Below are 26031 nucleotides of genomic sequence, written 5' to 3'. Positions count from 1 at the left end.
CGAGCCTTCAGCAGATGCGTGGCAGCGGTTCGCCGCTGAGCCAGTCCACCACCCGCTTGCCCCCGAAGCGGGTGTTCATCTGCACGAAATGGTGCGGGTCGGCGCTCACCGTGCCGATGCGCGTGGCGCGCCGGCCCAGGGGGTGGGCGCGCATCGCCGCCAGAACGGCCGCCTCGTCATCGGGGGCGCAGATCGCCACCAGCTTGCCTTCGTTGGCGATGTAGAGCGGGTCCAGGCCCAGCAGCTCGCAGGCGGCCTCGACCTGGGGCAGCACTTCGATGGCCGCCTCTTCCAGCACCATGCCCACGGCGGACTGGCGGGCGATCTCGTTGAGGGTGGTGGCCAGCCCACCGCGGGTCGGGTCGCGCAGCACGTGCAGGCCCGGTGCGGCCTGCAGCATGTCGGCCACCAGGGTGTGCAGGGCCGCGCTGTCGGACAGGATGGCGGTCTCGAAGGCCAGCGACTCGCGTTGCGACAGCACCGCCACGCCGTGCTCGCCGATCGGGCCCGACAGCAGCACCACGTCGCCGGCCCGCGCATGGGCGCCGCTGACATCGATGCCCGGTGCCACCACGCCCACACCGGTGGTGCTGATGAAGACCCCGTCGCCCTTGCCGCGTTCGACCACCTTGGTGTCGCCAGTGACCACGGGCACCCCGGCCTCGCGTGCAGCCCGGCCCATGCTTTGCACCAGGCGCTGCAGATCGGCCAGCGCAAAGCCCTCTTCCAGAATGAAGCTGGCCGACAGGTACAGCGGCGTGGCGCCCATCATGGCCACGTCGTTGAGGGTGCCGTGCACGCTCAAGGCGCCCAGATCCCCGCCGGGGAAAAACAGCGGCGACACCACATGGCCGTCGGTGCTCATGACCAGGCGGCCGGCCGGGGGCAGGGGCAGGGTGGCGCCATCGTTGCCCTGGCGCAGAAAGGCGTTGTCCAGCGCGGGCAGGAACAACTCTTCGATCAACTGGGCGCTGGCGCGCCCGCCGGCGCCGTGGTTCATGTCGATGCGCCCGTGGCGGATGTCCAGGGGGCGGATGTAGTCTTTGCGCAGGCTCATGGGGGGCAGGTCCTTGGGGCTTTTTATCAGGCCGATTCGGCGACGATCGCGATGTCGCGGAAGCGCCCGTAGGAATAGTGTGCGGCGCAGGCGCCCTCGCTGGAGACCATGCACGAGCCCACCGGGTTCTCGGGGGTGCACACGGTGCCGAAGATCTTGCAGTCGGTGGGCTTTTTCACCCCGCGCAGGATCGCCCCGCATTCGCAGGCCTTGTTGTCGGCCACGGCCCGGTAGGGCAGGTCGAAGCGGCGCTCGGCGTCGAAGGTGGCATAGGCGTCGCGGATGCGCAAGGCGCTGTCGGGCACCTCGCCCAGGCCGCGCCACTCGAAGCTGGGCCGGTGCTCGAACACCTGGGCCATCAGGGCCTGGGCGTGGCGATTGCCGTGGCGGTCCACCGCACGGGTGAATTCGTTCTCGACCACCGCGCGCCCTTCGTTGCATTGGCGCACCAGCATCAGGATGGCCTGCATCACGTCCAGCGGCTCGAAGCCCGCGATCACCACCGGTTTGCGGTAGCCCACCGCAAAGGGCTCGTAGGGGGCCGATCCGATCACGATGCTCACGTGCGCCGGGCCGACAAAGCCGTCCAGCGGCACGGTGCCGTACTGGGCCACCTCGGGCGAATTCAGGATGTGCGTGATGGCCGCGGGCGTGAGCACATGGCAGCACAGCACGCTGAAGTTGAGCAGCCCCTCGGCCTTGGCCTGTGTGATCACCAGGGCGGTGGGTGGGGTGGTGGTTTCAAAGCCGATGGCGAAAAACACCACCTCGCGCTCGGGGTTGCGGCGCGCAATGGCCAGGGCGTCGGCGGCCGAGTACACCATGCGGATGTCGCCGCCACGGGCCTTGGCCTTCATCAGCGACAGGCCATCGGAGGCCGGCACCCGCAGGGTGTCGCCGTAGGTGCAGACGATGGCGCCATGCTGCAAGGCCAGCCGGATCGCCATGTCCACCCGTCCGATGGGCAGCACGCAGACGGGGCAACCCGGGCCATGCACCATGCGCACGTTGGGGGGCAGCAGCTCGGCCACGCCATAGCGCGAGATCGCGTGGGTGTGCCCGCCGCAGAACTCCATGAAGTGGTAGCGGCGGGCGGGGTCGGCCTCGCTGGCCAGGCGCTGGGCGATCTGGCGGGCGAGATCGCCGTTGCGGAATTCGTCGATGTATTTCATGGGCTGAGCGGTGTTTCGGTGTCGAGCAGGGGGGTGTCCAACGGAGCGTTCAGCTCAACGTTCAGGTGGGCCATCTCCTCAAAGAGCGCCAGGGTGCGGGCGGCCTCTTCGGGGTCGATGCGGCCGATGGCGTTGCCCACGTGCACGATCACGTAGTCGCCCGGCTGCGCATCCGGCACCAGGGCGATGGAGATGGTCTTGCGCACACCGCCCAGATCGACGGTGGCCTGAAGGTCGTCATGGATGTCGATCAGGAGGGCTGGCAGGGCAAGGCACATGGCTGGCTTTCGGGGGCGGTTTCGGGTTCGGTCGGGGGGGCGCTGGTCCGGATCTGGTGGGCGGCCACCCAGGCCTGGCCCAGGGCCAGACCGGCGTCCCCACTGGAGTGGTTCAGCGCGCGGTACACGCTCAGGCCGCGCTGGCGCAGCCCCTCGCTCAGCTGCTCGGTGAGCAGGCGGTTGAAAAAGCAGCCGCCGCCCAGGCACACCGAGCGGGTGCCGGTGGCTTCGGCCGCCAGCGTGGCCCAGTCGGTCAGGCCCCGGGCCAGCTGTCGGTGAAAGTGGGCCGCGGCTCGGGGGGCGTCGAGCTGCGGTGTGTCCAGCAACTCGGCCAGCAGGGGGCGCAGGTCCAGACCGCTCAGCGAGACCGGCAGCGCCGGCGAGGTGGGCAGGCTCTGCGGGCCGTGCTGGGCCAGCCAGGCTTCGGCGCGGGTTTGCAAGCGGATGGCGGCCTCGGCCTCGTCGCTTTGATGAATGCTCAGGCCCAGCGCGCCGGCGGCCGCATCGAACCAGCGCCCGGTGCTGCTGGTGGGCGGGCAGTTCAGTCCCCGTTGCAGCAGGGTGTGAACCCCGCGCGCACAGGCTTCGCCGGCCGGGGCGGCGAAGCGCCCGGGCACCTCGTCCAGTCGGCCCAGGGCGTGCAGGGCGGCTGCCGCCATGCGCCAGGGCTCGCGGGCCGCCCGGTCGCCACCGGGCAGGGCGATGGGGCTCAGGGAGCCCAGGCGGCGCCATTCGCCGGGGCTCACCCACAGCAGCTCGCCGCCCCAGGCGCCGCCATCGGTGCCCAGCCCCACGCCGTCGAGGGCCAGGCCCAGCACCGGCTGATCGAGCCCATGTTCGGCCATCACCGCCCCGATGTGGGCATGGTGGTGCTGGACCCCGACCGCAGGCAGTTCCCATTCGTGGGCCAGGCGCACGGCCAGCCGCGTGCTGAAGAAATCAGGGTGCAGATCGTGCGCCACCGCCTGCACACGGTGGCGCGCCTGGGCCGCCAGGCCCCGGGCCGAGGCCTCCAGGGCATGGCAGGCCTGCGGGTCGCTCAGGTCGCCATGTGGGGCGGACCACTGCAGGCCCTGCGGGCCGAGCAGGCAGGCGCGGTTCTTCAGCCAGGCGCCGCAGGCGAGCACGGTGGGCTGGGGGGCGGTGCGGTCGGGAGGCGTCACGGGGTCATCGCAGGCAAAAGCGCTGGGTTCAGGCGGGCACCCTGGCGCAGCTGAGCCAGTTCAGCCAGGCGTCCATGCCCTGGCCGGTGCTGGCCGACAGCTTGATGACCTCGATGGTCGGGTTGACCTGGCGCGCGGCCGCGATGCAGCGCGCCACATCAAAGCGCAGGTGGGGCAGCAGGTCGACCTTGTTGAGGATCATCAGCTGGGCGGCGGCAAACATGTCGGGGTATTTGAGCGGCTTGTCCTCGCCTTCGGTGACCGACAGGATGGCGACCTTGGCGGCCTCGCCCAGGTCCCAGACCGCGGGGCAGACCAGGTTGCCCACGTTTTCGATGAACAGCAGGCTGTGCGTTTGGGCGTGAGCGTGATGGTGGTCGTGGTCGTGATGACCGTGGTGGGCGTGATCGTGGCTGTGCAACTGGGCAAACGCCTGCGCCACCATGGGGGCGTCCAGGTGGCAGCCCTTGCCGGTGTTGACCTGCACGGCCGGTGCACCGGTGGCGCGGATGCGGTCGGCATCGAAGCTGGTCTGTTGGTCGCCCTCGATCACGGCCACCTGCAGGCCCGGCTCGCGCCGACGCAGGGCTTCGATGGTGGCGCACAGCAGCGTGGTCTTGCCCGAGCCCGGGCTGGAGACCAGGTTGAGTGCCGTCACGCCATGGGCCTCGAAGTGGGCGCGGTTGAGGCGGGCGATGCGGTTGTTCTCGCCCAGGATGTCGGTCTCCAGCTTGATGGCCCGGGCCTGGCTCATGCCGGGCACGGACACGCGTGCCGCGCCGGCGCCAAAGTGCAGGTCACCGGTCAGGGCGTTGACCTGCACCGGGGGCTCGGCCGCGGTTTCTGCCTGGGTGGGGGCCTGAGTGGGGGCGGGGCCATCGCTGTGGTGATGGCCGTGGCCCTGACTGTGACCGTGCATGTGACCATGCATGTGGCCATGCCCGTGGGCATGTTGGTGGGCAGGGTCCTGGCTTGGGGAGGCGGTGCTGGCGCAACCGCAGACGACGCACATGGGCTTCTCCTCGGGGTGGTTCGTGATGTCGGGGTGGGGGGCAGGGCGGGCTCGTGTGGCGGCGGGGCTCAGTCGTCTTCCACCTGCAGGTCCAGCACGCGCAATTCGGTGCCGCCTGTGGGCTGGAGCTGAAAGTGCCCGCAATGCGGGCAGGCCTGGCCACGCTGGGCCAGGGCCACGGTCAGGCCGCAAGGCAGGCACCAGGCCTGACCCGGGGGTTCTTCGATGACCACGTGCGCGCCTTGCAGCAGCGTGCCCGGGGCCAGGGCTTCCAGGGCGAAGCGCAGCGCGCGGGCCTCCACGCCGGCCAGTTGGCCGGCTTCCAGGCGCAGCTGGGTGACCCGTCGGAAGCCTTCCCGGCGGGCTGCGTCTTCGACCAGCTGGAGGATGCCTCCGGCGAGACTGGCTTCATGCATGCTGGGGGGCCTCCATCTCATAACTCACGCACGGATCGTACGCGCAGATCAGGGCCTGGACCTGGGCCTGCACCCGGTCTGACGCGCCATGGGCGGGCCAGGCTTCCAGCGCCTGGGCCACCGACCCCCGGGGGTGGAAGTTCCACTCGGTGGGCGCCAGCACCTGGCAGTCCAGCACACGGGCCTGCGTGTCGGCCCGGCTCAGGCGCACCCGGTGCACCAGCAGGCCCCGCGCCATCTCCACGGCGGCCAGCCCTTCGCCCGGGCCGATGGGCCATTGCGCGGTCTGCAACCAGCCGCGGCCGCAGCGCCCTGCCTCGTCGGGCAGTGCCAGGCGAATCAATTCGGCCAGCCGGGCGCCCAGGCGCAGCCAGGGCGTTGCCGGGGCCAGGGTTTGAGCAGGGTGTGTGTGGCGGCGGCTCCAGGGGCCGGTTTCGGCGCACTGGCCTTGCCAGTCGGGTTGACTGCTGAAGCGGTGCTCTGTCGCCAGCCGCCGGGCCAGCGCCTGGGCAGCGGCCTCGTCCGGCCAGGGCAGCAGCGGGCAGGCGGCCTGGGCCTGGTCGGTCCAGGCACGGGCCTGGCCCAGCAGGCGGGGCAGCCAGCCGTCGTGCGTGTCGCACCATTGCCTGAGATGGGTCTCGGGGCGCAGCTCCCAGGCGCTCAGCCAGCGCTCGGCGGGCTGGCCCAGCAGGTGATGGGCCAGCCACTGCGGCAGCTCGCCCAGGCCCGATCCTGGGCGCCTCAGCGCCGGGCAGCTGGCCAATGCGTTCGCGGCCTGCACCGCGTGGGCCGGTTCGCCTCCCAATTGGCGTGGCCAGTCCAGCAGGATGCGGCGCAGGTGTTCGCGCAGGGTTTCCTCATGGAGCGCGGCCAGGGCCTGGGCGTGGTCTTCCCCGGCCGGCTGGCCGCAGGCGGCCTGCACGGCCAGGCTGGCGCACAGGCGCTGGGCCTGCCCGCACAGGCTGAACAGCCGCCCCGCCAGCGCGGGCAACTGGTCAGCCGGCTGGCCGGGGGCCAGGCGCGCCAGCCAGTCCTGGCGGGTGCTGTGCAGGTTGTCCGGGCGCGCCCGGCCCGGCCGCAGGCGCAGGTGGCCGGCCAGGCCCGGGGGCGGCAGGTGCTCGCTCATGCGCTGGCCCCCCGGCCCAGAAAAAAGGCCCGGCGTGCCGGCATGGGGGCAGCCGCCTCCCCCTCGGTGGAGGCGGCGCGTGCGATGCCTGCGTTCCCTGTGTTCCCTGCGGTGGGCCTGGCGTCAGCCCCGGCCTGCGGTGCCGTGGCTTGGCGCAGCACCCGCAGCACCTCTTGGGCCGTGGCCTGTGCGGCGGCATGGTCGGCAAAGGCGAACATCGGTGAGAACAGCGAGCAGGCTTCGTAGGCGCCCAGGGTGTCGTCCCAGGCCGAGATGAACTCGAAGTCAGCGCCCCCGATCTGGCGGCTCTGTTTGCGCCCCGGATGCCGCGGCGCGTCCTGGCGCTGCAGGGGCAGCCAGACCAGGTTCATGAACCAAGGGGTGATCAGCACGCCCACGCCGGCTTCAGGCGCCGGGGCGGGGTTGCCGTGCTCCGAGGGCCGGCCGGGCTGGCCCGGCGTGACCGCGCCCCTGGGGGGGGCCGCTTGCGCGCCCAGGGGCTCAGGCCCGGCCGGTGCGCATTCAAAGCCCAGGGCCTGCACCCGCAGCAAGGGGTGCAGCACGGGGATGCCGGCCATGCGGTGGCGGGCAATCTCCTCGAACAGCCAGGCCAGGGCGCGGCTGCGCGCCTGCAGCAGCGCGGCAGCATCGGGCGGGTGGCGGATGTCGTGCACCATCAGGTCTCAGCGGGTCTCAGTGGGGGGCGTCGTCCAGCACCATGAACTGGTCGGCGTCGCCGTCGCAGTTCGGGCAGCGCCAGTGCGTGGGCAGCGCGGTGAAGGCCACGCCCGGCGGGATCTGCCAGACCGGGTCGCCCTGGGCCGGGTCGTAGACCCACCAGCAGATCTTGCACTCCAGCCGCGCCCCCGGCGCCAGGCGGGCGGCGTCTCCGAGGTAGCTGCCTTCGAAGCGGGCGGCGTTGCCGGTGCTCATGCCTGCACCACCCAGTGCAGCACCTCCTGCAGGCGCTCATGCGAGTCCTGCAGGTCTTCCGGGGCGGCCAGTGCCACTTCGGGCAGGGCGGTGATCTCCACCGTGTTGAGGATCACGGTGTCCGCCGAGTTGTAGTACACCACCCGCCAGCCGTTGGGCCGGCAGGTGTTGGTGATGCGGCAGTTGCCGTAGCCACGTGACAGGATCAGCACCCGCCCCGTGCCCAGGTGGTGGTCCAGAAAGCCGATGTCCTCCACCGTCATGGGCAAGAGCGTGAGGTTCACCACATGGGCGGGCTGACCGGCTTGCCAGTCCTGCATGTGGTCTTCGATCTCGGCCAGCACGGCGGGGGCGTTCTGCACATTCGGGGGCAGGGCGCCGGCCCATTCGGGCAGTGCCGGGCGCCAGTCCTGCTGTGCGGCCTCGCGCAAGGCCTCGGGGATGGGGCCCAGTTCGATCTGGTCATCCACCGGCACGCCATGGACCGAGCGGATCACCCGCCACACGCCCGCGAACACGGACTCCTGCACGTTGATCTCAGTGGGCTCGTCGCCCAGCGGGGTCACCCGGGCGCTGACCTCGCCTTCACCCAGCACCTGGTTCACCAGTTGCCGGTCGGCAGCGTCGAGTTGGTTCAGGCTGAGGCGCTGGTTGGCGCCGCCGTGGCGCACTTCGGCCAGGGCGCTCAGGGCCGCCTGCAGCACCCGGTGCGCGCCCACGCGATCGGCCACGTCCTCGGGTTCGGGCAGCGGTGGGGCGTGGAAGGTGCTCATGCCCTGGGGCATGGGCATGTAGTCCAGGGTGTCTTCTTCACTCTGGCTGCCGGGGCCCAGGCCCACGACGGGAATCGGAAAGTCTTTCATGCGGCAGCCCTTTCAATGGCAGTGGGAGGCAGCAGCGTCGCCCGAGACCACGGCAATGCCGACGCCGGGGGCGCGGCTGATCGGCCGCGCCAGGGTGGCGCCGACTTCGCGCACGAAATCCTCCCAGTCCAGCATCCCGCTCAGGGCGCCCACATAGCCGCCATCGCGCAGAAAGACCAGGGTGGGCCAGCGTTGCGAGCCGAAGCGGCGCGCCAGCCGTTCCTCGCTGGCACGGGGCACCACGCCGATCTGGAAGCGCCCGGCGTGGGCTTGCTGCAGTTCCGGCAACACCACCGCCACATCCAGGCCTTCGGGGAAGCGGGTGGTGTCCCCGGTGAACAGCAGCACGCGGTCGCCGCCGGCGGCGGCCCAGGTGTCCAGGTTGTGCTCGTCGACCCATTGGCCGTTGAACTGCGTGATCAGTCGCTCGACCAGGGCCGGGGTGTCGGCCGGCGTGACCGGGGCCTGCACGGGCAGGCGGACCAGGTTCACGGGCAAAGAGGGGGTGTCGGTGCTCAAACGGGTTCTCCGGTGGTGGGCAGGGCGGGGCGGCCCGAGAGGGCCAGCAGTTCGTCCCGGCTCAGGCTCGAGGGCAGGGCAAAGGCCGGTTCGGCGCAGGCCTCGCCGGCCAGCGCCGCCTGCATCAAGGCCAGGGTGTCGTGGATCTCGCGCGCCCGCTCGGGCGACAGGATCTCCTGCGCGCTGTCGATGAAGACCAGCAGCCAATCGCCCGGCTGGCAGGGGCCTATCAGGGCGGTGCGCACGCGGCGCAACTCGCCGGGGCCGGTGCACAGGGCGTGGCCTGGCTCCAGCCGAACGACCTGCATGGGGATGCCGATGCACATGGGATCAGGCTCCGGTCGGCATGAAGCGCTCGTCACCGACCCGGCAGGCCAGCGCCTCGGGCGGGCGTTCGGCTTCGTAGCGGTTGAGCGCCAGCTCGGCAAAGGTGATGGCTTCGTGATCGGGCAGCGGTGTGTCGCGCGGCCGGGGCTGGGCGCCCCACTGGCGCAGCCTGTCCAGGCCCAACGCCAGGGCGTCTTCCAGGGCCTGCTTGACCCGGGGCCGCAGGCTGCCGCCGTAGTCGTCCAGCTCTTCGGGCTGGCAGCCCAGCAGCACCACCTCCTGTGGAAACTGCTCGGTGAGTTTGGCCAGCATCAGCACCTCCTGGAAGCCGGTCTGGTGCAGGCTCATTTTCTTGGCCCCCATGAAGGCGGGCACCTCGTCGCCCTCGATCACCTTGAGGGTGCCGGGCGGCAGCCCGTAGTCGATGGCGTCGAAGATCAGCAGGCGCGAGGCGGCCTGCACGTGCTGGATCAGGTACAGGCCCTGGGTGCCGCCGTCGATCAGGCGCACCTGGTCGGCGAACTCGTAGCGCCGGTGCAGGGCCTCGACGCAGCGCACGCCGAAGCCCTCGTCGGCCCACAGCACGTTGCCGATGCCCAGCACGCAGAGGATTGGGGGGGCGTCGCTCACGGCCTCAGTCCTTGAAGGTGCGGTGGCCCGAGATCATGGTGCTGACCACGCTGGAGCGGCCCATGATGTCTTCGCGGATCGCGGCGTAGACGTGGATGATCACGAACACCACCAGCACCCAAAGGCCCAGGTGGTGCCAGGTGTGCACGTCCTGCGATTGCCCGAACAGGGGAATCACCCAGCCGAACAGCTTGTCGGCCCAGGAGCCGCGTTGCGCCCCTTCGGCATACAGCGCGAAGCCGGTCACGATCATGAACACCGTGGTGAGCAGAAACACGAAGACCATCGCGAAGCGGGCCAGCGGGTTGTGCCCCACGTACTTGCCCGGTCGGTCATTGAGAAAGCCATACCAGCGCAGCAGCACGCCGATCTCGCGCCAGTAGGCTTTCTGGAAGATGGGCACCCAGAACAGTTCCCGCGCATGGTGGTTGCCCACCAGGGCCCAGTACACCCGACCCAGCAGACCGATGGCCAGCACATAGCCGGCGCTGAAATGGGCGAAGCGGATGTAGCCCATGATGAAGTGCTCACTGGCCTCGCCGCTGACCGTGGGCAGTGGCGAACCGATGAGGTAGCCGGTGATGGCCAGCACCGTGATGGCCAGGGCGTTGACCCAGTGCCAGGCACGCACCGGGGCCTCGTAGACATAGACCGATTTGAGCGCACGGGCCTGGGCGACCTGCAGCGCGTCGGCTGGGCTTTCGCTGGCCGAGACGGGCGTCAGCGGAACCTCGTTGGCAGATGGGGATGACATGGTGGTACCCGTTCATCAAAGTGAGGGGAGAGGCCGCCTCAGAGGCGGCCGAGCAGCATCAGGCCGCCACTGCCGGCCAGCAGCGTGGCCAGGCCCTGGCGCACCCAGCTCGGCACCCGGGTCAGCGCCTGGCCGGTCAGCAGGCCCAGGCCATGCAGCAGGGCGGAGCTCAGCACAAAGCCCAAGGCGTAGCCCATCCACAGCCCGCCCGCGCCGGCTTCCGCGCCATGGGCCAGGCCGTGCAGCAGGCCGGCACCGGCCACGGCGGCCAGCCCGAGCCGCACGCCGGTGCGCTGGCCCCACAGCAGCAGCGCGCCCATCAGCACCACGCTGGCCGCGATGGCGACCTCCAGCCCGGGCAGGACCGGGTTCACCAGGGCCAGCATCGCGCCTGCCAGCAGGCTCAGCAGGAACACGGCCGGCCCCAGCAGGCGCTGCCCGGCAGGCAGGGCCACGGCGGACCAGACGCCCACCGCCAGCATGGCCAGCAGGTGGTCCAGGCCCAGGAAGGGGTGGGCCAGCCCCTGGGCCAGGTCTTGCACGCCATGGCCGGGGTGGGCCTGGGCGGCGCCGGCCGCCAGCAGGGCCAGGCCGGGAATGAGGGGGCGCATCAGTGTCTTCATTGCGTTGTCTCCGGAGGTCGTTGGTCGTCGTTGCCGGGCGGGGTGTTCAGCGCACCTTGACGCTGGTCAGTTCAGCGCCGTCCGGGCTCATCACGTGGGTGGAGCAGGCCAGGCAGGGGTCGAAGGAGTGCAGGGTGCGCAGGATCTCCACCGGCTGCTCCGGGTTGACCATGGGGGTGTTCAGCAGGCTGGCCTCGAAGGCGCCGATCTGCCCCTTGTTGTCGCGCGGGCTGCCGTTCCAGGTGGTGGGCACCACGCACTGGTAGTTCTCGATGCGGCCGTTCTTGATGCGGATCCAATGGCCCAGCGCCCCCCGTGGTGCCGCCACGGTGCCCACGCCCTTGGCCTCGGCGGGCCAGGTGGCAGGGTCCCATTTCTCGACGTTGGCCGTGCTGGTGTCACCCGCCTTGATGTTGGCCACCAGTTCCTTGAAATCGTCGTACATCATCTCGCCGCAGTACTGCGACTCGAGGGCGCGCGCCAGCGTGCGGCCGATGGTGGTGGGCAGCAACTGCTTGAGGCTGTACTGGGTTTCGGGCAGACCCAGGGCCTTGGGGATGCCGCTGTTGATCATGCTGGCCGAGAAGTCCACCTGCTCCTTCACGCGCTGGCAATGGGCGTGGCCCTTCTTGGCGTGGGCGTAGGCCAGGATGTAGCGCGACAGCGGGCCGACTTCGACGGCATGGCCGCGCCAGCGGGGCGACTTGATCCACGAGTACTTGGCGCTTTCGTCGATTTCCTGGATGTGGGTGCGCGTGCCCTTGGTCTTGTCGCCCAGGACGTAGTTGGGTTCGGTCACGCCGTCCCAGGGGTGCAGGCCCTTGGTCTCGTCGGCGTACTGGTACCAGCTGTGGGGCACGAACTCCTGCACCTGCTCGGGGTCGCGCGGGTCCACCTCGTGCAGTTCGTCCCAGTTGCCGTTGAGGATGGCGCCCCCGGGCAGCTGGCGGGTGCGGGCGTCGCCCATGACCTTTTCATAGGTGCCGTAGTCCATCACATTGGTGGCGGCCAGCCCGCCGCCGTGCAGCCAGCCGGCCTGCTTGTACAGCGTGCCGATGGCCAGCACGTCAGGGATGTAGACCTTGTTGTTGAAGTCGATCATCTCCTGGATGCGGGCCTCGACGAAGTTCAGGCGCTCCATGTTGATCGGGGCACCGGCCGCGCCGTCGTGGTCGAGGTTGATGGCGCAGGGCACGCCGCCGACCAGGTAGTTGGGGTGCGGGTTCTTGCCACCGAAGATGGTGTGGACCTTGACCCATTCCTTTTGCAGGTCCAGCGCTTCCAGGTAGTGGGTGACGGCCATCAGATTGGCCTCGGGCGGCAGCACATAGGCCTTGGAGCCCCAGTAGCCATTCATGAAGGGGCCGAGCTGGCCGCTTTCGACGAACTTCTTCAGGCGGTTCTGGATGTCGCGGAAGTAACCGGCCGAAGACAGCGGGTGCGACGGCGAGACCAGTTGCTGGAGCTCCGAGGTCTTCTTGGGGTCGGCCTTGAGGGCCGAGACCACGTCCACCCAGTCGAGCGCATGCAGGTGGTAGAAGTGCACGGCGTGGTCATGCACCTGCAGGGTCTTGGCCATGATCTCGCGGATCAGGTAGGCGTTCTTGGGGATGACGATGCCCAGCGCGTCTTCCACCGCACGCACCGAGGTCAGGGCGTGGCAGCCGGTGCACACGCCGCAGATGCGTTCCACGAAGGCCCACGCATCGCGTGGGTCGCGGCCCTTGAGGATCACCTCCAGGCCACGCCACATGGTGCCGGTGGACACGGCGTTGCGGATCACGTTGTTGCTGTCGACGTTGACTTCGCAGCGCATGTGGCCTTCGATGCGGGTCACCGGGTCGACCACGATGCGGCGGCCCGAGTTGTCCATCTTGAAGCCTTGAGTTTCGTAAGCACCCATGTCTTGTCTTCCTGTTCTGGCCTGGTGTCAGGCGGTTGGGCTGGTGTCTTGCTTCTGGGTGGCGCGCTTGATGGCCGAGACGGCCGCGTGGGCGGCCACGGCGGCCCCCACGGCGCCGGCGGCGGTGGCGCCGATGCGGTCCGCGTTGGCCTCGATGCCGAACTGCGGGATGTTGCTCAGGCGCTCATAGAACGAGCCCTTGTCCCAGAAGCCGTCTTCGCTGCAGCCGATGCAGCCGTGGCCGGCCTTGATCGGGAAGCTGGTGCCCCCGTTCCATTGCACGGTGGAGCAGGCGTTGTAGGTGGTGGGGCCCTTGCAACCCACCTTGTAGAGGCAATACCCCTTGCGGGCGGACTCGTCGTCGAAGTGCTCGACAAACTGGCCGGCATCGAAGTGGGGCCGGCGGTAGCACTTGTCGTGGATGCGCTGGCTGTAGAACATCTTCGGGCGGCCCTGGCGGTCCAGCTCGGGAATGCGGTCGAAGGTCAGCATGTAGGTGATCACCCCCGTCATCACCTCGGCGATGGGCGGGCAGCCCGGCACCTTGATGATGGGCTTGTCGAAGATCACCTTGTGCACCGGGGTGGCCTGGGTCGGGTTGGGCTTGGCCGCCTGCACGCAGCCCCAGGAGGCGCAGGAACCCCAGCTGATCACGGCCTTGGCATCCTTGGCCACGTGCTTGAGCTGTTCGATGAAGGGCTTGCCGCCGATGATGCAACTCATGCCATCCTGGTTCAGCGGCGGGTTGCCTTCCACGGCCAGGATGTAGTTGCCCTTGTATTTGGTCATGATCTCTTCGAGGATGGCCTCGGCCTGGTGGCCGGCGGCGGCCATCAGGGTGTCGTCGTAGTCCAGCGAGATCATCGACAGCACCACATCCTTGGCCAGCGGGTGGGCCGAGCGGATGAAGCTCTCGGAGCAGCAGGTGCATTCCAGGCCGTGCAGCCACAGCACGGGCGTGCGGGGCTTGGTCTCCATGGCATGGGCAATCTGGGGCACGAAGGCCGGGCCCAGGCCGAGCGAGGTGGCGGTGAGGGAGCAGTACTTCAGAAAGCTGCGGCGCGAGATGCCCTGGCGGCGCATGACCTCGTAAAAGGTTTCCATGGGGGAGAGTCTCCTAGGCTGTTTGGGGGGACCCGACCGGTTTTGCCGGTGGTCCTGCAGGCAAGCACCTGTGCAAAGAAGTGGCAGGTGTTGATACAGCGCAAATCACGCGCCAGACCCGTGGGTTTTACGGGATTTCCCTAGGATGCTTCTGCAAGTGTTTGATATTCAAAGAAAAATCAGCGCCTGAATTTTCTCTTTTGAAATCGGCTGGTGGCGAGGTGGATGGTTGTCTTCCGGGGATGAGGGCAAATCGGAAGGTGGTTGATCACTGGCAGTGGTGACTTTTCAGGGGCCATGAGGCACCCCGCCTCACCTTTGCGGGCCTGTGCTGTGCCCTGGAGCCGGGCCTGGCGGCTGGAGTCGGCACCCGGCGCGCCGCCCCCGGGCTGCCAACCCGGGCATGGGGTGCGATGGCGGCCTGCGCGTCGGTGTGTCGGTGTGGCTGGGCGCGCGATTCAGCGCCGCGCCACCCAGTACACCGCGCCCTGCGCGCCATAGCGCTCGTCGTGCGGCACGTTCGGCGCCAGTTCAAAGCGGTCGCCCGCCCGCAGGTGGCGGGTCTGGCCGTCCACCGTCAACCACATCTCGCCTTCGGTCACCAGGGCCCTGGCTTCAAAGGGGTGGGTGTGCAGGGGCACCACCTGCAGGGGTTCCCAGCGGCGCTCCAGCACCTCGACCGCGCCCTCGGCCAGGGCCTGGTCGCGAAAGTGTTCAAAGGTCTCGGGCATGCGGGCTCCTGGTCGGTGGGGTGGGTGAAATTATCGGGTGCCACAACCGTTCGTCTTATTGAATGACCCTATGTCCGAAATAGGGCGCAAATGCTTGACTTGGCGCAGCCCCACGCCGGGCTGTTGGCCGCGTCCTGCAGAAAAGCCGGCAAGCCGGCATACTCAGCAGCTTGCAAGAAGCGCGCACCCGTTGCCGGGTGAGCGGGCGGCCCTGGCGCCGGCCTTGCTGCTGCCTGGGCGGCCGGCTTCCTGTTTTCTGTGAACCCTCATGACCCCGAGCCGCACATGACCTACCCCAACACCCAACTCTTCATCCGTGGCCAATGGCTGGACGCCGCTGACGGCAAGACCCTGGCCGTCTTCAACCCGGCCACCGGCCAGGAAATCGGCCGTGTGGCGCACGCCAGCCGGGTCGATCTGGACCAGGCCCTGCTGGCCGCTCAGGACGGCTTTGCCCTCTGGCGTGACACCCCCGCCATCGAGCGCAACAAGGTCATGCGCCGCGCCGCCGCCCTGATGCGCGAGCGCGCCAGCGACATCGCCGTGCTGCTGACCCAGGAGCAGGGCAAGCCCCTGCCCGAGGCCAAGGTCGAGGCCCTGGCTGCGGCCGACATCATCGAATGGTTTGCCGATGAAGGCCTGCGCGTGTATGGCCGCATCGTGCCTTCGCGCGGCAACCTGGCCATCCGCCAGATGGTGCTGAAAGACCCGGTGGGCCCGGTGGCGGCCTTCACGCCCTGGAACTTCCCCATCAACCAGGTGGTGCGCAAGCTGGCGGCAGCATTGGCCACCGGTTGCTCGATGATCGTCAAGGCCGCCGAGGAAACCCCGGCCGCACCGGCCCAGCTGATCCGCGCCTTTGCCGACGCCGGCCTGCCCGCGGGCGTGCTGGGCCTGGTCTATGGCAACCCGGCCGAGATCTCCAGCTACCTGATCGCCCACCCGGTGATCCGCAAGATCACCTTCACCGGTTCTACCCCGGTGGGCAAGCAGCTGGCCGCGCTGGCCGGCCAGCACATGAAGCGCGTCACCATGGAGCTGGGCGGGCACGCCCCGGTGATCGTGGCCGAGGACGCCGACATCGCCCTGGCGGTCAAGTCGGCCGGTGCGGCCAAGTTCCGCAACGCGGGCCAGGTCTGCATCTCGCCCACCCGTTTCCTGGTGCATGAAAGCATCACCAACGACTTTGCCGCCGCCCTGGTGGCGCACGCCCAGTCGCTCAAGGTGGGCAACGGCCGTGACGAAGGCGTGCAGATGGGCCCGCTGGCCAACCCGCGCCGCGTGACCGCCATGGCCGAGTTCACCCAGGACGCCGTGCAGCAAGGCGCCACCGTGGCCTATGGCGGCGCCCGCATCGGCGAGGCCGGCAACTTCTGGCAGCCCACCATCCTGACCGACGTGCCGCTGAACGCCAAGGTGTTCAATGACGAGCCCTTCGGCCCCATGGCCGCCATCCGCAGCTTCAACACCCTGGAAGACGCCATCGCTGAAGCCAATCGCCTGCCCTTCGGCCTGGCGGGCTACGCCTTCACGCGCTCGCTCAAGAACGCCGACCTGCTGTCGCGCAAGGTGGAGGTGGGCATGCTGTGGGTCAACATGCCGGCCATGCCCTCGGCCGAAATGCCCTTCGGCGGCATCAAGGATTCGGGCTACGGCTCGGAAGGCGGCCCGGAGGCCATGGAGGCCTACCTCAACACCCGCTCGGTGGCGGTGATGAACGCCTGAGCACGCTGGATCGGGGCGGGGCCGAAAGCTGCCAGAATCACGGCGCTATGACCCGCCCCCACCCGGACTCCGACGACCTGACCCACGCCCCCCTGCCCGACACGCCGGGGCGGATCAGCCGCAAGATCTTCCACTGCGTGCCCGACGCCGGGCAACTGCCGGAATCGATCCAGCGCAACCTGCAGCAGCTGCAGGCGCAAAACCCGGGCTGGGAGCAGCACATCATGGACGACCGGCGCCAGGCCGAGTTCATCCAGGCCTGGGGTACGCCCCGGCTGCAGGCGGCCTACCAGCGCCTCAACCCGGCCTATGGCCCGGCGCGGGCCGACCTGTTCCGCTACTTCGCGCTGTATGTGATGGGCGGCGTGTACTTCGACCAGAAAAGCGGCCTGCAAGGCCCGCTCGATGCGCTGCTGCAGCCCGATGACACCTACCTGGTGGGCGATGGCGGTGACACCGTGCACCCCGAGCTGGCCCACACCGTGGGTGGCGAGTACATCCAGTGGTTTCTGGCCGCTGCACCGCGCCACCCCTTGCTGGGCGCCGTGCTGCACCAGGTGCTGCAGCGCATCGAGCAGTACTCGCCGCTGCGCGAGGGCGTGGGCAAGATGGGCGTGCTGCGTGTGACCGGCCCCATTGCCTACACCCAGGCCCTGGCCCCGGTCTTGGCGCTGCATCCGCACCGCTGCATCGTGGCGCAAGAGGTGGGCCTGCGCTACACCACGCTGGCGCGCGAGACCTCGCACATGCAGCTGTCTGGGCGCCGGCATTACAGCGAACTCACCGCCCCGGTGGTGCTGGCCGACCCGGCCTGGCCCCTGGGCCGTCGCCTGCGCCATGCCGGCGAGGCCCTGCTGGCCGCCGTGCCCGAGCGCCTGCGCATCCTCAACCGGCAGCGGGTGGCGCGGCGGCGGCAGGCCCAGGGCTGATCAAGAAGTCACAACTTGTCCAGCAGGCGCGCAATGGCTTCGGGCGAGGGCAACTGGCCGCGTAGATTTTTGGGCAAGGTCTTGGTGATTTCGTAGGTGGCCACGCCAATCGGCTTGCGCGCATCGCGCAAGGCGTATTCCACAACCGTGCGCCGTTTTTCTTTGCACAGGATGATGCCGATCGACGGGTTTTCGTCCTTATGCCGTATCTGGGCATCGAGTGCCGCCAGGTAAAACTGCATCTTGCCGACAAACTCTGGCTCAAACTCCCCGATCTTCAGTTCGATGGCGACCAGCGAGCGCAGGTGTCGATGAAAGAGCAGCAGGTCGATGAAGAACTCACGGCCGGCGACCTCCAGTCGAAACTGGCTTCCCATGAAGGCGAACATGCCGCCCATGGCCCGCAGAAAGTCTTCGATGCGGGCCATGAGGGCGCGCTCCAGCGCGCGCTCGTTGTGTTGTTCGCCCAAATCCAGGAAGTCGAACAGGTATTCATCCTTCATGGCGAGGCTGGCCTGGGCGTGCAATGACCGGGGCAGTGTCTTTTCCAAATGGGTCTGCCCGAGCAGCGATTTTTCATAGCTCTGGTTATCGATGTGGTGGGCCAGCACGTTCTTTGACCAGCCCCACTTGCGCGTCATGCGCAGGTAGAACTCGCGTTGTTGCGCGTCTTTGCAACGTGACAGGATCAGCAGGTTGTGTGCCCAGCCTATTTCTCCAACCAGCGGTTGGAGTTTTGGACTTGTGCTGTATTCCTGATACAGCTGGCGCATGTACCAGAGGTTTTGGATGGAGAAGCCACCCACGCCGGGGAAGGCCGCCTGCAGGTCGGTCGACAGCTGGGCCACCACGGCCTTGCCCCACCCTGCAACCTGTTGCCGCGCCACAATCGAACGCCCGATGTCCCAGTACAGGCCGACCAACTCGGTGTTGACTGCGCGCAAGGCCGCGTGTTGTGCCGACTGGATGCGTGTCTTCACCTCGGCCAGCAAGGCCCCGTAGTCGTGCTCGATGTGGCCTGGGGTCCCCGCTGAGAGGGCTGTCTTGCGACGCGTCTTTTGAGTGCTTGCCATCGCCATCCTTCCCATCGGGCCACAGGCCTTCGTTTGAGTTTTGACAAACGAGTGTAGGAGGGCGCTTGTTCAGATGGCGCGCTTTGGGCGGACGCAGGGGCACAGTCATCCGCCCCCGATGCCTGGTGATCATCTGGCCTTCCAAATGGCGTTACCAAAGCTGGCCCAGGAGGTCGGTTCAATGTGGGCCTGCGCCCTTCAGCCGGCCAGTGCCTCCAGGGCATCCTCGGAGAGCTCGGCTTCCTGGGACGATCGTCCGGCGGCCAGCCCCGGCGGCTCGATCCCGTCGATCAGCCAGTCGAACAGGCGGGGTGCATTCACGGCCTGGATCAGCAGGCGGCCCTGGTTGGCCTTGATGACCTCGGTGGTCAGCATGGATTCGGACAGCAGTGCCAGAGGGCTGGGTTCGATGTCGGCGGGGTCGAACTGGGTCACGGCGTGCAGGTCGTCCACCAGCAGGCCCAGGGCCTGGTCGCGGTGGCGCAGCACCATCACCTGGCTGGTGGGCGTGGTGCGCGAGCGCCGGCCATGCATCAGCTCGCCCAGGTCGAACACCCAGATGAAGCTGGCCTTGCCCTGCGGTGCCTGGTCGGCGCGCAGGCCCAGGATGCCGATCTGGGCGGTGCGCAAGCCCATCGAGGTGGTGCGCACCTCGGCAAAGGACACGGCCTCCTGCACGCATTCGGCGGGCAGGGCCATCAGGTTGCCATCGCTGAAGAAGGTGGCGAACTCCAGCCCACCGGTCTGGGCTGGATCGTGCTCGATGAAGTACGTCCGGGTGCTGGCCTGCATCTGTGAGGAGCGCACCTCGCCGAAGTGGCGGTACACCACGGCGATCACGTCTTCGCGGTAGCCGTCGCTGGTCTTGAACTCACGGTAGCCGCTCGACACCGAGCAGGCCTCGATCGCGTACTGGCCCTGGTGGGTGGTGATGCGCGACAGGTGCTGGCCATGGCCCAGTGCCAGTGCGGCGGCCGTCAGGTCGAGCTGTGATCCGATGGGGTGTTCGGCGCTGGTGCTGGCCAGCACCCGGCCCTGGCGGTCTACGAACAGGGCTTGCATCTGCTCGCGCCCACCCAGGCCGCTGCGCAGCATGTTCACCAGCTCGGGCCCCGAATCGAACACGATGCCGATGCCGCCCACCACCTGGTCTTCGTGCTCGGGGTGGCGGATGGCCGCGTGGTAGATGTAGGTGGGCTCACCTTCGTAAAGAGGCGAAGCCTCGAAGGGGCTCACGTGGTAGTGCTGGGGGCTGCCCAGGGTCAGCACCTTGGACAAGGCCTCGGGCGAGATGGATTGCCCCGCCAGTTCGGCGCCGCCTTCACCGGTGGCCGCGATGATGCGCCCCTGGCGGTCGTACACCACCAACCGGGTGTACACGGTGTAGAGCTGGTTGATGTAGCCCAGGATGGCGGCGATGCGCTCGGGCGTGTCGGCCTCGGGCTGGGCCAGCCCCTGGCGCAGTTCGGGCGTCAGGGCCCACCAGCGGCAGTCGTCCGAGCGTTCGTAGAGGTTGCGGTCCAGCAGGTCGACCAGCAGGTGGGCGGTGAACTCGGCGTCCTGCAGCGACGAGGCCAGCACGGTCTGGTACAGGTCGTGGATGGATTGTTCGAACAACTCGTTGCTGCGGTTACCGGTCTCGCTGATCTGATCGAGCACGGTCTTGAGCTTGAGCAGGTCGCCGGTCTGCCCGGCCGTCATCACCTGACCGTTCCAGACGATGCGCTGGATGTGGCGCGCGGCCATCATGATGTCGTGCAGCGGTGGGCAGAAGGTGTCGGCGTGCGACAGCAAGCCGTTGAGCAAGGCGGGGTCCAGGCTGTTCATGAGGTCGCGCTCGCTGTGGCCGAACGCCACGTCCAGGGGGATCATCACCTGGCCCAGCCAGCCTGCCGGGCCCGGGTAGCCCTGGTAGCCCTCGGCGCTGAAGGTGCGCACCAGGTACTCGCGCCCACCGAACAGGCGCAACTGGGGCGCGTGTTCCAGGTTCACCGGCACCTGGGCGCCCACCGGCATCCACAGCGGGTCGGCACTGGCAATCACTTCGTGCGAAGCGTCGAGCAACAGCAGGTTGCTGCGCCGCGCCGGGTCGCCATGCGAGGCGAAGATGCCCTGCATCTCGTGCTCGAAATGAAAGCACAGGCACAGCACGCCCACGACCGCGCCGGTGTCGGGGTGGTGCATGCGGCGCGAGTAGATCAGGGCCTTGCGCTTGCCCGGGCGCAGGTCGCTGGCGCGGAAGGTCTCGATGAAGCCGTCGCTGTCCAGGGTCTGCTGGATCAGGGGGTCGCTGCTGTGCTCCAGGGGCGTGGCCGGGTCGATCTGCACCAGCACATTGCCGGCCGTGTCCAACAGGATGATCTCGTCGTACACCGTGTACTTGCTGCGGTACTCGCACAGCCGGTGGTAGATGCGGCCGCGTTCGTCGTGCTGGCCCGCCACGAAACTGCACAGCTCCCGGTCGGTGGCCAGAAAGCCCACATCGGCCGTGCGCTCGTACAGGTTGCGCACCACGATGTCGATCACATACTGGGCCTTGGTGCCGATCTCGGTCAGCACGTTGCTGACCTTCTCCTGCACCAGGCTGCGCACCAGTTCCTTCTCGAGCTTGGCAAAACTGCTGCGCGTGGCCGCCATGGTGGGCAGGATGGCGCGGGCCTCTTGCGGGCAGTTCATCTTGGCCGAGGCTTCGATGATGCGCCACATCAGATTCAGCTCCTGCAACGAGCGCTCGCAGCGCCCCACGTCGCGCATGTGGGGCATGAAGACTTCGGTCTGGGCGGGTGTCAGTGGGCTGGCTGGCATGATGATCCTTCTCGAGCATCAGTCGCTCTTCTGAAGGGGATGCAAAACTTATGCCCGTCGCGCCCGGTTGTGTGGCAATTTTCGTGATGAAAGTCAATCCGTATTTGTCATATTTGTGCGAATTTTGGCGGCGACTGGTGGGGTTGTGCCGTCATGGTGCTTGCCTCTCCTTTTTGGTGCGTCAGGCCCTTGTTTGGTGCATTGCGCGAGGCGGCCAATCTCAGGCCGCCGTGGCAGCCTGCGTCGTGGTGTGCGCCCCGCCCAGGAACAGCCGCTCCATGTGCGGGTCGCTCAAGATCTCGGCGGCCGGCCGGTGCAGCACCAGGCGGCCCGACTCGAGGGCGATCGCATCGTCCGAGTAGGCGAGGGCGCTTTTCACGTTCTGCTCGACCATCAGCACGGTGGTGCCCTGGTCGGCCAGGCGGCGCAGCAGCTTGAACACGTCCAGCACCACCATGGGCGACAGGCCGATCGAGGGCTCGTCGATCAGGATCACCTTGGGGCGCAGCAGCAGGGCGCGGCCGATCTCCAATTGCTTTTGTTCCCCGCCCGACAGCGAGGCCGCACGCGAGTGCAGGCGCTCCTTCACGCGGGGGAAGAACTCCAGCACCTCGGGGATGCGCTCGTGGGTGGTCTTCATGCCCAGGGTGATGCCCCCCAGCTCCAGGTTCTCGTACACGCTGAGCTGGCCGAACAGGTTGCGCCCCTGCGGCACAAAGGCGATGCCGCGCGCCAGCAGCTCCTTCTGGCTGGCGCCGCCGATGCTGTCGCCATTCAGCAGGATCTGGCCCTGGCGGGGCTTGAGCAGGCCGAACAGGGTTTTCAGCACGGTGGATTTGCCGGCTCCATTGGGGCCGATCAGCAGCGTGATGGCGCCGCGCCGGGCCTGGAAGGACAGCTGGTTGAGGATCATGAAATCCTTGTAGCCGGCGGTCACCTTGTCGAAGGTGATGCAGGCCTCTGCGTTGGGCATGGTGGCCATGTTCAGCTCCCCAGGTAGGCGTCAAGCACCTGTTTGTTGGCTCGGATCTCGGCCGGTGTGCCAATGGCCATCACCTGGCCTTCCACCATCACCATGATGCGGTGGCACAGGTCCATCACGAAATCCATGTTGTGTTCGATCACCACGAAGCTGCCGCGGCGGCTCTGGTTGAGTTGCTTGAGCAGGGTGCTGATGCCGCCCACCAGCGAGGGGTTGACCCCGGCACAGGGCTCGTCCAGCAGCACCAGATCGGGCTCGCTCATGAAGGCCATGGCGATGTCGACCAGCTTCTGCTGACCGTAGCTCAGTTCGCCGGCCTTTTTGTGCGCCACGTGGCGGATGTGGAACTGGTCGATCAGCGCGTCGGCACGCGCCCCCAGGCCGGAGTCGCCGGGCGCGAACATGCGGCCGAGCAGGCTGCCCCGGTGCTCCTGGGCCGCCACGATGAGGTTGTCGCGCACGCTCATCTTGCCGAACACCTGCAGGGTCTGGAAGGTGTGGCCCACGCCGCGCCGGTTCAGCGCCAGCGGGCCCAGGCGCGACACGTCCTGGCCGTGCAGCAGGATCTGCCCCTCGTCGGGCGTGATCTGGCCCAGCATGCTGTTGAACAGCGTGGTCTTGCCCGAGCCATTGGGCCCGATGACGCCAAAGATCTCGCCGGGGCGCACGTCGAACGACACGCCGCCCACGGCCTGGATCGCACCATAGGCCTTCTTCAGGCCTCTCACTTGCAGCAAGGGCTGGTTCATGGGGTTCATGCCTGGCCTCCATTCGAGGGGGTGGGGGTGGCGGCGCGTGCCGCACGGGCGGCCGATTCTTCACGCGACTGGCGCCGTGCGCGCAGGCGCTCGGGCACGCTCAGCAGGCCATCGGGCAACCAGATCATCAACAGCACCACGGCCGCGCCGAACACGAACAGGTACCAGGCCTGGGCAAAGCGCAGCCACTCGGGCAGGATCACGCCCACCGCCGATCCCAGCAGGGGGCCGAAGAAGTAGCCCGGGCCGCCGACCACCACCATCAGGTACATCATGATGGACGACCCCACGGTGAAGGTGGCCGGGTCAATGAACTGCACCTGCGAGGCATACAGCCCCCCGGCGATGCCGGCGTACACCGCACCGATGGCAAAGCTCATCAGCGTGTAGCTGCGGATGTCCACCCCCAGGCTCTCGGCCCGGATCGGGTTGTCGCGCAGGGCGGTGAAGGCCTTGCCCCACGGCGAGCGCAGCAGGCCCCACAACAAGGCCCCCAGCACCACGGCAAAGGCCAATACCAGGTAGTAGTAGGCCAGGTTGCCGTCCAGGCTGAAGCCGAACAGGCCGGGGCGGGCGATGTTGTTGATGCCGAAGGTGCCCCCGGTCAGCCACTCTTCGTTGCGCATCACCAGCCAGAGGGCGGTGTTGAAGCCCAGCGTGGCAAAGGCCAGGTAGATGGTCTGCACGCGCAGGGCCGGAAAGCCCAGCAGCAGGCCCACCCCAAAGCACAGCAGGGCGGCCGCAGGCAGGCCGATCCAGAAGCTGATGCCGGCCTTGAGCAGGATCGCCACCGTGTAGGCCCCGATGCCGAAGAAGGCCGCGTGGCCCAGCGACTTCTGCCCCGCATACCCCACCGTGAGGTTCAGCCCCATGGTGGCAATGATGAACACCAGCCAGGTGGTGAACAGGTGGATGCCATAGTTCTTCAGAAACCCGGGCACCACCAGCATGGCGGCCAGGGCCGCGATGCCGAAGATCACATGCGCCTTCTTCATACCTTGCGCTCCTCTTTGCGGCCCAGCAGGCCCTGGGGCTTGAACAGGATCACCACCATGAAGATCACCAGGGCCACCGCGTCCTTGTAGGCCGGCGAGATGTAGGCCGCAGCCAGGTTCTCGCACACCCCCACGATCAGCCCGCCCAGCAGGGCGCCGCGGCTGTTGTTGAAGCCGCCGATGATGGCGGCGAAGAAGGCCTTGTTGCCCAGGCCCTCACCCATGTCGAACTTGGCCAGGTAGGTGGGCGTCACCAGCAGCGCGGCCGCAGCGGCCAGCACGGCGTTGATGGCAAAGGTGTAGAAGATCATGCGCGGCACGTTGATGCCCAGCACGGCCGCGCTTTCGGTGTTCTGGGCCACGGCCTGCATGGCGCGCCCCGTCACGGTCTTGGCCAGGAAGGCCTGCGTCACCAGCACCAGGGCAATGGCGAAAACAAAGGTGCCGATGTCGCTGCCCGACAGCGTCACGCCCAGCACGTCGAACACCACGTCGGGGAACACCTGCGGGAAGGGCTGCGGTTCGGCCGAGTAGCCGGCCCGCACGCCGTTGCGCATCGCGATCGACAGCCCGATCGTGGCCACCACGATGGGCATCATCCCGTACTTGAAAAGGGGGTCGACCAGGCCGCGCTTGAACAGCCAGCCCAGCACCAGGCACGACAGCACGATGGCGATCGCAAAGGCCAGGGATAGCGACAGGCCGGCGTGCAGCATGGCCACCATCATGAAGGCGGGCAGCATCACGAACTCGCCCTGGGCGAAGTTGATGGTGCCGGAGGCCTGCCACAGCAGCGTGAAGCCCAGGGCCACCAGCGCATAGATGCTGCCGGTGGACAGGCCACTCAGAAAGAGTTGGAGAAAGTCGGTCATCGGGGATCCAGACAAGACAAGAGCACCGGCCAGGGCGCAGGGCCTGGCCGGCCCGGCAATCACTTCTGGCGCAGCGGCGGCAGGGTTTGAACCACTTCGGCCTTGCCGTTCTTCACCTCGACCAGGAAGCTCTCGCGGTCCAGCTCGCCCTTGTCGTCAAAGCACACGTCCATCAGGATGTTGGGCTGCTGTTTGGTGCTGAAGCAGCCGCCGCGCAGGGCGGCCGCCACGGCCTTGCGGTCGAGCTTGCCCACCTTCTCGATGGCGGCCTTCAGGATGTAGACCCCGGTGTAGCCCTTGATGCCGTTGTGATCGGATTCTGACTTGTACTCGGCCTTGTACTTGGCGCCGAAGGCCTTCAGTTGCGGCGCATCGATGGTCAGGCCCACGTGGGCCACTGCGCCGTTGGCCGCGTCGCCAGCCAGCTCGATCACCTTCTGGCCGGTCAGCGTGGTCTCGCCGATCATGGGCTTCTTCCAGCCCTGCTTGCGCAGCTCGCGCAAGGCGCGGGCCGACTCCTCTTCGTTGGTGTAGATCAGCACGGCATCGGCATCGCTTTGCTTGGCCTTGAGCACCGCGGCCGAGAAGTCGACCTGGCCGGCGTCGGTGGAGATGTCGGCCACCAGCTTGGTGGGCGTGCCCTCCAGCAGCTTGATCAGGCTGTCGCGCCCGCCCTTGCCGAAGTCGTTGTTCACATAGATCAGGGCCAGCTTCTGCGACTTGGTGTTGACATAGCGCACCAGCTTCGGAAACGACACGCTCTGGCCGAACGAGGTGCGGAACACATAGGGGTTGCCCTGGGCCGTGATGGCCGCGGCCTCGCCTCCGGTGAAGTTGGGTACCTCGCCGCGCTTGCTCTCGGCCATCGACACCATGATCGAGCCCGAATACACCGGGCCGAAGATGGCGAACACCTCGTTGTCGACCGCCTTCTGGGTCAGGCCCTTGGCCACGCCGGGGTTGCTCTGGGTGTCTTCGGTGGTGTAGCTGATCTTCTTGCCCAGGATGCCGCCGCTGGCGTTGATCTCCTTGATGGCCAGTTCCACGCCGTTCTTGAACAGCGTGCCCGCGGTGGTGCCGGGGCCCGACAGCTCGACCAGGTTGGCCAGCTTGACGCTGTCCTGGGCCTGGGCCAGGGCGGCGGTGCTCAGCAGCGCGCCGAGCAGGGTGGCTTTCTGGACGATGCGGTAGGGGGTCATGTTTGCGCTCATGTCTGTCTCCGATGGTGTGGTTCTGAAGGCGTGTCGATGGCCGGTGCGTGCCCGCAGGCCAAGGACGTGG

27 protein-coding genes are annotated in these 26031 nt (G+C 68.0%); 2 read left to right on the top strand and 25 right to left on the bottom strand.

All coding sequences use genetic code 11. From position 1 onward, the window contains the following. Nucleotides 1-7: 7 nt before the first annotated feature. The 18 genes from hypE to F624_RS0110375 all read right to left on the bottom strand — a co-directional run bounded on the left by hypE (nt 8) and on the right by F624_RS0110375 (nt 14611). Nucleotides 8-1057 carry a hydrogenase expression/formation protein HypE gene (gene hypE / locus F624_RS0110460; RefSeq protein ID WP_019574252.1) on the bottom strand — a complete coding sequence of 350 codons (1050 nt, stop codon included), beginning with the start codon at nt 1055-1057 and terminating at the stop codon, nt 8-10. 26 nt (nt 1058-1083) lie between these two features. Next, nucleotides 1084-2229: a hydrogenase formation protein HypD gene (gene hypD / locus F624_RS0110455; protein WP_019574251.1), complete on the bottom strand. Its 1146-nt coding sequence runs from the start codon at nt 2227-2229 to the stop codon at nt 1084-1086. Continuing rightward, nucleotides 2226-2507, bottom strand: a complete 282-nt coding sequence (locus F624_RS0110450) for a HypC/HybG/HupF family hydrogenase formation chaperone (RefSeq protein ID WP_019574250.1) — start codon at nt 2505-2507, stop codon at nt 2226-2228. The genes hypD and F624_RS0110450 overlap by 4 nt, the downstream gene beginning before the upstream one ends. Further along, nucleotides 2480-3670, bottom strand: coding sequence for a Kae1-like domain-containing protein (locus F624_RS0110445; RefSeq protein ID WP_019574249.1), 1191 nt, complete (start codon nt 3668-3670; stop codon nt 2480-2482). Before F624_RS0110445 ends, F624_RS0110450 begins: the two co-directional genes overlap by 28 nt. A gap of 28 nt (nt 3671-3698) precedes the next feature. Continuing rightward, nucleotides 3699-4682, bottom strand: a complete 984-nt coding sequence (gene hypB, locus F624_RS0110440; RefSeq protein ID WP_425387282.1) for a hydrogenase nickel incorporation protein HypB — start codon at nt 4680-4682, stop codon at nt 3699-3701. A gap of 68 nt (nt 4683-4750) precedes the next feature. Then, nucleotides 4751-5098 carry a hydrogenase maturation nickel metallochaperone HypA/HybF gene (locus F624_RS0110435; protein WP_019574247.1) on the bottom strand — a complete coding sequence of 116 codons (348 nt, stop codon included), beginning with the start codon at nt 5096-5098 and terminating at the stop codon, nt 4751-4753. Continuing rightward, nucleotides 5091-6224: a hypothetical protein gene (locus tag F624_RS0110430; RefSeq protein ID WP_019574246.1), complete on the bottom strand. Its 1134-nt coding sequence runs from the start codon at nt 6222-6224 to the stop codon at nt 5091-5093. The genes F624_RS0110435 and F624_RS0110430 overlap by 8 nt, the downstream gene beginning before the upstream one ends. Beyond that, nucleotides 6221-6901 carry a [NiFe]-hydrogenase assembly chaperone HybE gene (hybE, locus tag F624_RS0110425; RefSeq protein WP_019574245.1) on the bottom strand — a complete coding sequence of 227 codons (681 nt, stop codon included), beginning with the start codon at nt 6899-6901 and terminating at the stop codon, nt 6221-6223. The genes F624_RS0110430 and hybE overlap by 4 nt, the downstream gene beginning before the upstream one ends. A gap of 16 nt (nt 6902-6917) precedes the next feature. Continuing rightward, nucleotides 6918-7157 carry a rubredoxin gene (locus tag F624_RS0110420; protein WP_019574244.1) on the bottom strand — a complete coding sequence of 80 codons (240 nt, stop codon included), beginning with the start codon at nt 7155-7157 and terminating at the stop codon, nt 6918-6920. After that, nucleotides 7154-8020: a hydrogenase expression/formation protein gene (locus tag F624_RS0110415; protein ID WP_019574243.1), complete on the bottom strand. Its 867-nt coding sequence runs from the start codon at nt 8018-8020 to the stop codon at nt 7154-7156. Before F624_RS0110415 ends, F624_RS0110420 begins: the two co-directional genes overlap by 4 nt. Before the next feature lie 12 nt (nt 8021-8032). Then, a complete protein-coding gene (locus tag F624_RS0110410) occupies nt 8033-8539 on the bottom strand; it encodes a thioredoxin domain-containing protein (protein WP_027476506.1) in 507 nt (168 codons plus the stop codon). After that, nucleotides 8536-8865: a HypC/HybG/HupF family hydrogenase formation chaperone gene (locus tag F624_RS0110405; protein WP_019574241.1), complete on the bottom strand. Its 330-nt coding sequence runs from the start codon at nt 8863-8865 to the stop codon at nt 8536-8538. Before F624_RS0110405 ends, F624_RS0110410 begins: the two co-directional genes overlap by 4 nt. Nucleotides 8866-8869: 4 nt before the next feature. Further along, nucleotides 8870-9496 carry a HyaD/HybD family hydrogenase maturation endopeptidase gene (locus F624_RS0110400; RefSeq protein WP_019574240.1) on the bottom strand — a complete coding sequence of 209 codons (627 nt, stop codon included), beginning with the start codon at nt 9494-9496 and terminating at the stop codon, nt 8870-8872. Between the two features lie 4 nt (nt 9497-9500). After that, nucleotides 9501-10250 (bottom strand): Ni/Fe-hydrogenase, b-type cytochrome subunit, encoded by a 750-nt coding sequence (gene cybH, locus F624_RS0110395; RefSeq protein ID WP_019574239.1) that lies wholly within the window; start codon nt 10248-10250, stop codon nt 9501-9503. A 38-nt stretch (nt 10251-10288) separates the two neighbouring features. Then, the gene (locus F624_RS0110390; protein ID WP_157443405.1) at nt 10289-10861 is read right to left on the bottom strand and encodes a HupE/UreJ family protein; all 573 of its coding nucleotides are present in this window, start codon (nt 10859-10861) and stop codon (nt 10289-10291) included. A 58-nt stretch (nt 10862-10919) separates the two neighbouring features. After that, nucleotides 10920-12776, bottom strand: coding sequence for a nickel-dependent hydrogenase large subunit (locus tag F624_RS0110385; protein WP_019574237.1), 1857 nt, complete (start codon nt 12774-12776; stop codon nt 10920-10922). Between the two features lie 27 nt (nt 12777-12803). After that, nucleotides 12804-13880: a hydrogenase small subunit gene (locus tag F624_RS0110380; protein WP_019574236.1), complete on the bottom strand. Its 1077-nt coding sequence runs from the start codon at nt 13878-13880 to the stop codon at nt 12804-12806. A gap of 458 nt (nt 13881-14338) precedes the next feature. Continuing rightward, nucleotides 14339-14611, bottom strand: coding sequence for a cupin domain-containing protein (locus F624_RS0110375; protein ID WP_019574235.1), 273 nt, complete (start codon nt 14609-14611; stop codon nt 14339-14341). A 285-nt stretch (nt 14612-14896) separates the two neighbouring features. Here F624_RS0110375 and F624_RS0110370 point away from each other — a divergent pair, with 285 nt between their 5' ends. Further along, nucleotides 14897-16336 carry an NAD-dependent succinate-semialdehyde dehydrogenase gene (locus tag F624_RS0110370; RefSeq protein WP_019574234.1) on the top strand — a complete coding sequence of 480 codons (1440 nt, stop codon included), beginning with the start codon at nt 14897-14899 and terminating at the stop codon, nt 16334-16336. A 47-nt stretch (nt 16337-16383) separates the two neighbouring features. Continuing rightward, entirely contained in the window at nt 16384-17265 is an 882-nt protein-coding gene (locus tag F624_RS33375) for a glycosyltransferase family 32 protein (RefSeq protein ID WP_019574233.1), read from the top strand. An 8-nt stretch (nt 17266-17273) separates the two neighbouring features. On the opposite strand, the gene F624_RS0110360 is transcribed toward F624_RS33375, so the two are convergent. The 7 genes from F624_RS0110360 to F624_RS0110330 all read right to left on the bottom strand — a co-directional run bounded on the left by F624_RS0110360 (nt 17274) and on the right by F624_RS0110330 (nt 25961). Further along, nucleotides 17274-18257: a PDDEXK nuclease domain-containing protein gene (locus F624_RS0110360; protein ID WP_019574232.1), complete on the bottom strand. Its 984-nt coding sequence runs from the start codon at nt 18255-18257 to the stop codon at nt 17274-17276. A gap of 279 nt (nt 18258-18536) precedes the next feature. After that, entirely contained in the window at nt 18537-21143 is a 2607-nt protein-coding gene (locus F624_RS0110355) for a chemotaxis protein CheW (protein ID WP_019574231.1), read from the bottom strand. A gap of 220 nt (nt 21144-21363) precedes the next feature. After that, a complete protein-coding gene (locus F624_RS0110350) occupies nt 21364-22125 on the bottom strand; it encodes an ABC transporter ATP-binding protein (RefSeq protein ID WP_019574230.1) in 762 nt (253 codons plus the stop codon). A 2-nt stretch (nt 22126-22127) separates the two neighbouring features. Then, nucleotides 22128-22874: an ABC transporter ATP-binding protein gene (locus F624_RS0110345; RefSeq protein WP_019574229.1), complete on the bottom strand. Its 747-nt coding sequence runs from the start codon at nt 22872-22874 to the stop codon at nt 22128-22130. A gap of 5 nt (nt 22875-22879) precedes the next feature. Next, the gene (locus tag F624_RS0110340) at nt 22880-23878 is read right to left on the bottom strand and encodes a branched-chain amino acid ABC transporter permease (protein WP_019574228.1); all 999 of its coding nucleotides are present in this window, start codon (nt 23876-23878) and stop codon (nt 22880-22882) included. After that, entirely contained in the window at nt 23875-24750 is an 876-nt protein-coding gene (locus F624_RS0110335; RefSeq protein ID WP_019574227.1) for a branched-chain amino acid ABC transporter permease, read from the bottom strand. The genes F624_RS0110340 and F624_RS0110335 overlap by 4 nt, the downstream gene beginning before the upstream one ends. Before the next feature lie 59 nt (nt 24751-24809). After that, complete coding sequence (locus tag F624_RS0110330; RefSeq protein ID WP_019574226.1) at nt 24810-25961, bottom strand: ABC transporter substrate-binding protein; 1152 nt, start codon at nt 25959-25961, stop codon at nt 24810-24812. Between the last annotated feature and the right edge of the window lie 70 nt (nt 25962-26031).

Origin of the sequence: Curvibacter lanceolatus ATCC 14669 (assembly GCF_000381265.1) — a bacterium.
GTDB lineage: Bacteria > Pseudomonadota > Gammaproteobacteria > Burkholderiales > Burkholderiaceae_C > Curvibacter > Curvibacter lanceolatus.
Note: the sequence above shows the minus strand (reverse complement) of the source record. Positions and strands in the feature narration are given on the sequence as shown.

Coding starts and splice junctions, on each gene's coding strand:
- hypE (WP_019574252.1), bottom strand. CDS start 1,057: ATGAGCCTGCGCAAAGACTACATCCGCCCCCTGGACATCCGCCACGGG.
- hypD (WP_019574251.1), bottom strand. CDS start 2,229: ATGAAATACATCGACGAATTCCGCAACGGCGATCTCGCCCGCCAGATC.
- F624_RS0110450 (WP_019574250.1), bottom strand. CDS start 2,507: ATGTGCCTTGCCCTGCCAGCCCTCCTGATCGACATCCATGACGACCTT.
- hypB (WP_425387282.1), bottom strand. CDS start 4,682: ATGTGCGTCGTCTGCGGTTGCGCCAGCACCGCCTCCCCAAGCCAGGAC.
- F624_RS0110435 (WP_019574247.1), bottom strand. CDS start 5,098: ATGCATGAAGCCAGTCTCGCCGGAGGCATCCTCCAGCTGGTCGAAGAC.
- F624_RS0110430 (WP_019574246.1), bottom strand. CDS start 6,224: ATGAGCGAGCACCTGCCGCCCCCGGGCCTGGCCGGCCACCTGCGCCTG.
- hybE (WP_019574245.1), bottom strand. CDS start 6,901: ATGGTGCACGACATCCGCCACCCGCCCGATGCTGCCGCGCTGCTGCAG.
- F624_RS0110420 (WP_019574244.1), bottom strand. CDS start 7,157: ATGAGCACCGGCAACGCCGCCCGCTTCGAAGGCAGCTACCTCGGAGAC.
- F624_RS0110415 (WP_019574243.1), bottom strand. CDS start 8,020: ATGAAAGACTTTCCGATTCCCGTCGTGGGCCTGGGCCCCGGCAGCCAG.
- F624_RS0110405 (WP_019574241.1), bottom strand. CDS start 8,865: ATGTGCATCGGCATCCCCATGCAGGTCGTTCGGCTGGAGCCAGGCCAC.
- cybH (WP_019574239.1), bottom strand. CDS start 10,250: ATGTCATCCCCATCTGCCAACGAGGTTCCGCTGACGCCCGTCTCGGCC.
- F624_RS0110390 (WP_157443405.1), bottom strand. CDS start 10,861: ATGCGCCCCCTCATTCCCGGCCTGGCCCTGCTGGCGGCCGGCGCCGCC.
- F624_RS0110385 (WP_019574237.1), bottom strand. CDS start 12,776: ATGGGTGCTTACGAAACTCAAGGCTTCAAGATGGACAACTCGGGCCGC.
- F624_RS0110380 (WP_019574236.1), bottom strand. CDS start 13,880: ATGGAAACCTTTTACGAGGTCATGCGCCGCCAGGGCATCTCGCGCCGC.
- F624_RS0110375 (WP_019574235.1), bottom strand. CDS start 14,611: ATGCCCGAGACCTTTGAACACTTTCGCGACCAGGCCCTGGCCGAGGGC.
- F624_RS0110370 (WP_019574234.1), top strand. CDS start 14,897: ATGACCTACCCCAACACCCAACTCTTCATCCGTGGCCAATGGCTGGAC.
- F624_RS33375 (WP_019574233.1), top strand. CDS start 16,384: ATGACCCGCCCCCACCCGGACTCCGACGACCTGACCCACGCCCCCCTG.
- F624_RS0110355 (WP_019574231.1), bottom strand. CDS start 21,143: ATGCCAGCCAGCCCACTGACACCCGCCCAGACCGAAGTCTTCATGCCC.
- F624_RS0110350 (WP_019574230.1), bottom strand. CDS start 22,125: ATGGCCACCATGCCCAACGCAGAGGCCTGCATCACCTTCGACAAGGTG.
- F624_RS0110345 (WP_019574229.1), bottom strand. CDS start 22,874: ATGAACCAGCCCTTGCTGCAAGTGAGAGGCCTGAAGAAGGCCTATGGT.
- F624_RS0110340 (WP_019574228.1), bottom strand. CDS start 23,878: ATGAAGAAGGCGCATGTGATCTTCGGCATCGCGGCCCTGGCCGCCATG.
- F624_RS0110335 (WP_019574227.1), bottom strand. CDS start 24,750: ATGACCGACTTTCTCCAACTCTTTCTGAGTGGCCTGTCCACCGGCAGC.
- F624_RS0110330 (WP_019574226.1), bottom strand. CDS start 25,961: ATGAGCGCAAACATGACCCCCTACCGCATCGTCCAGAAAGCCACCCTG.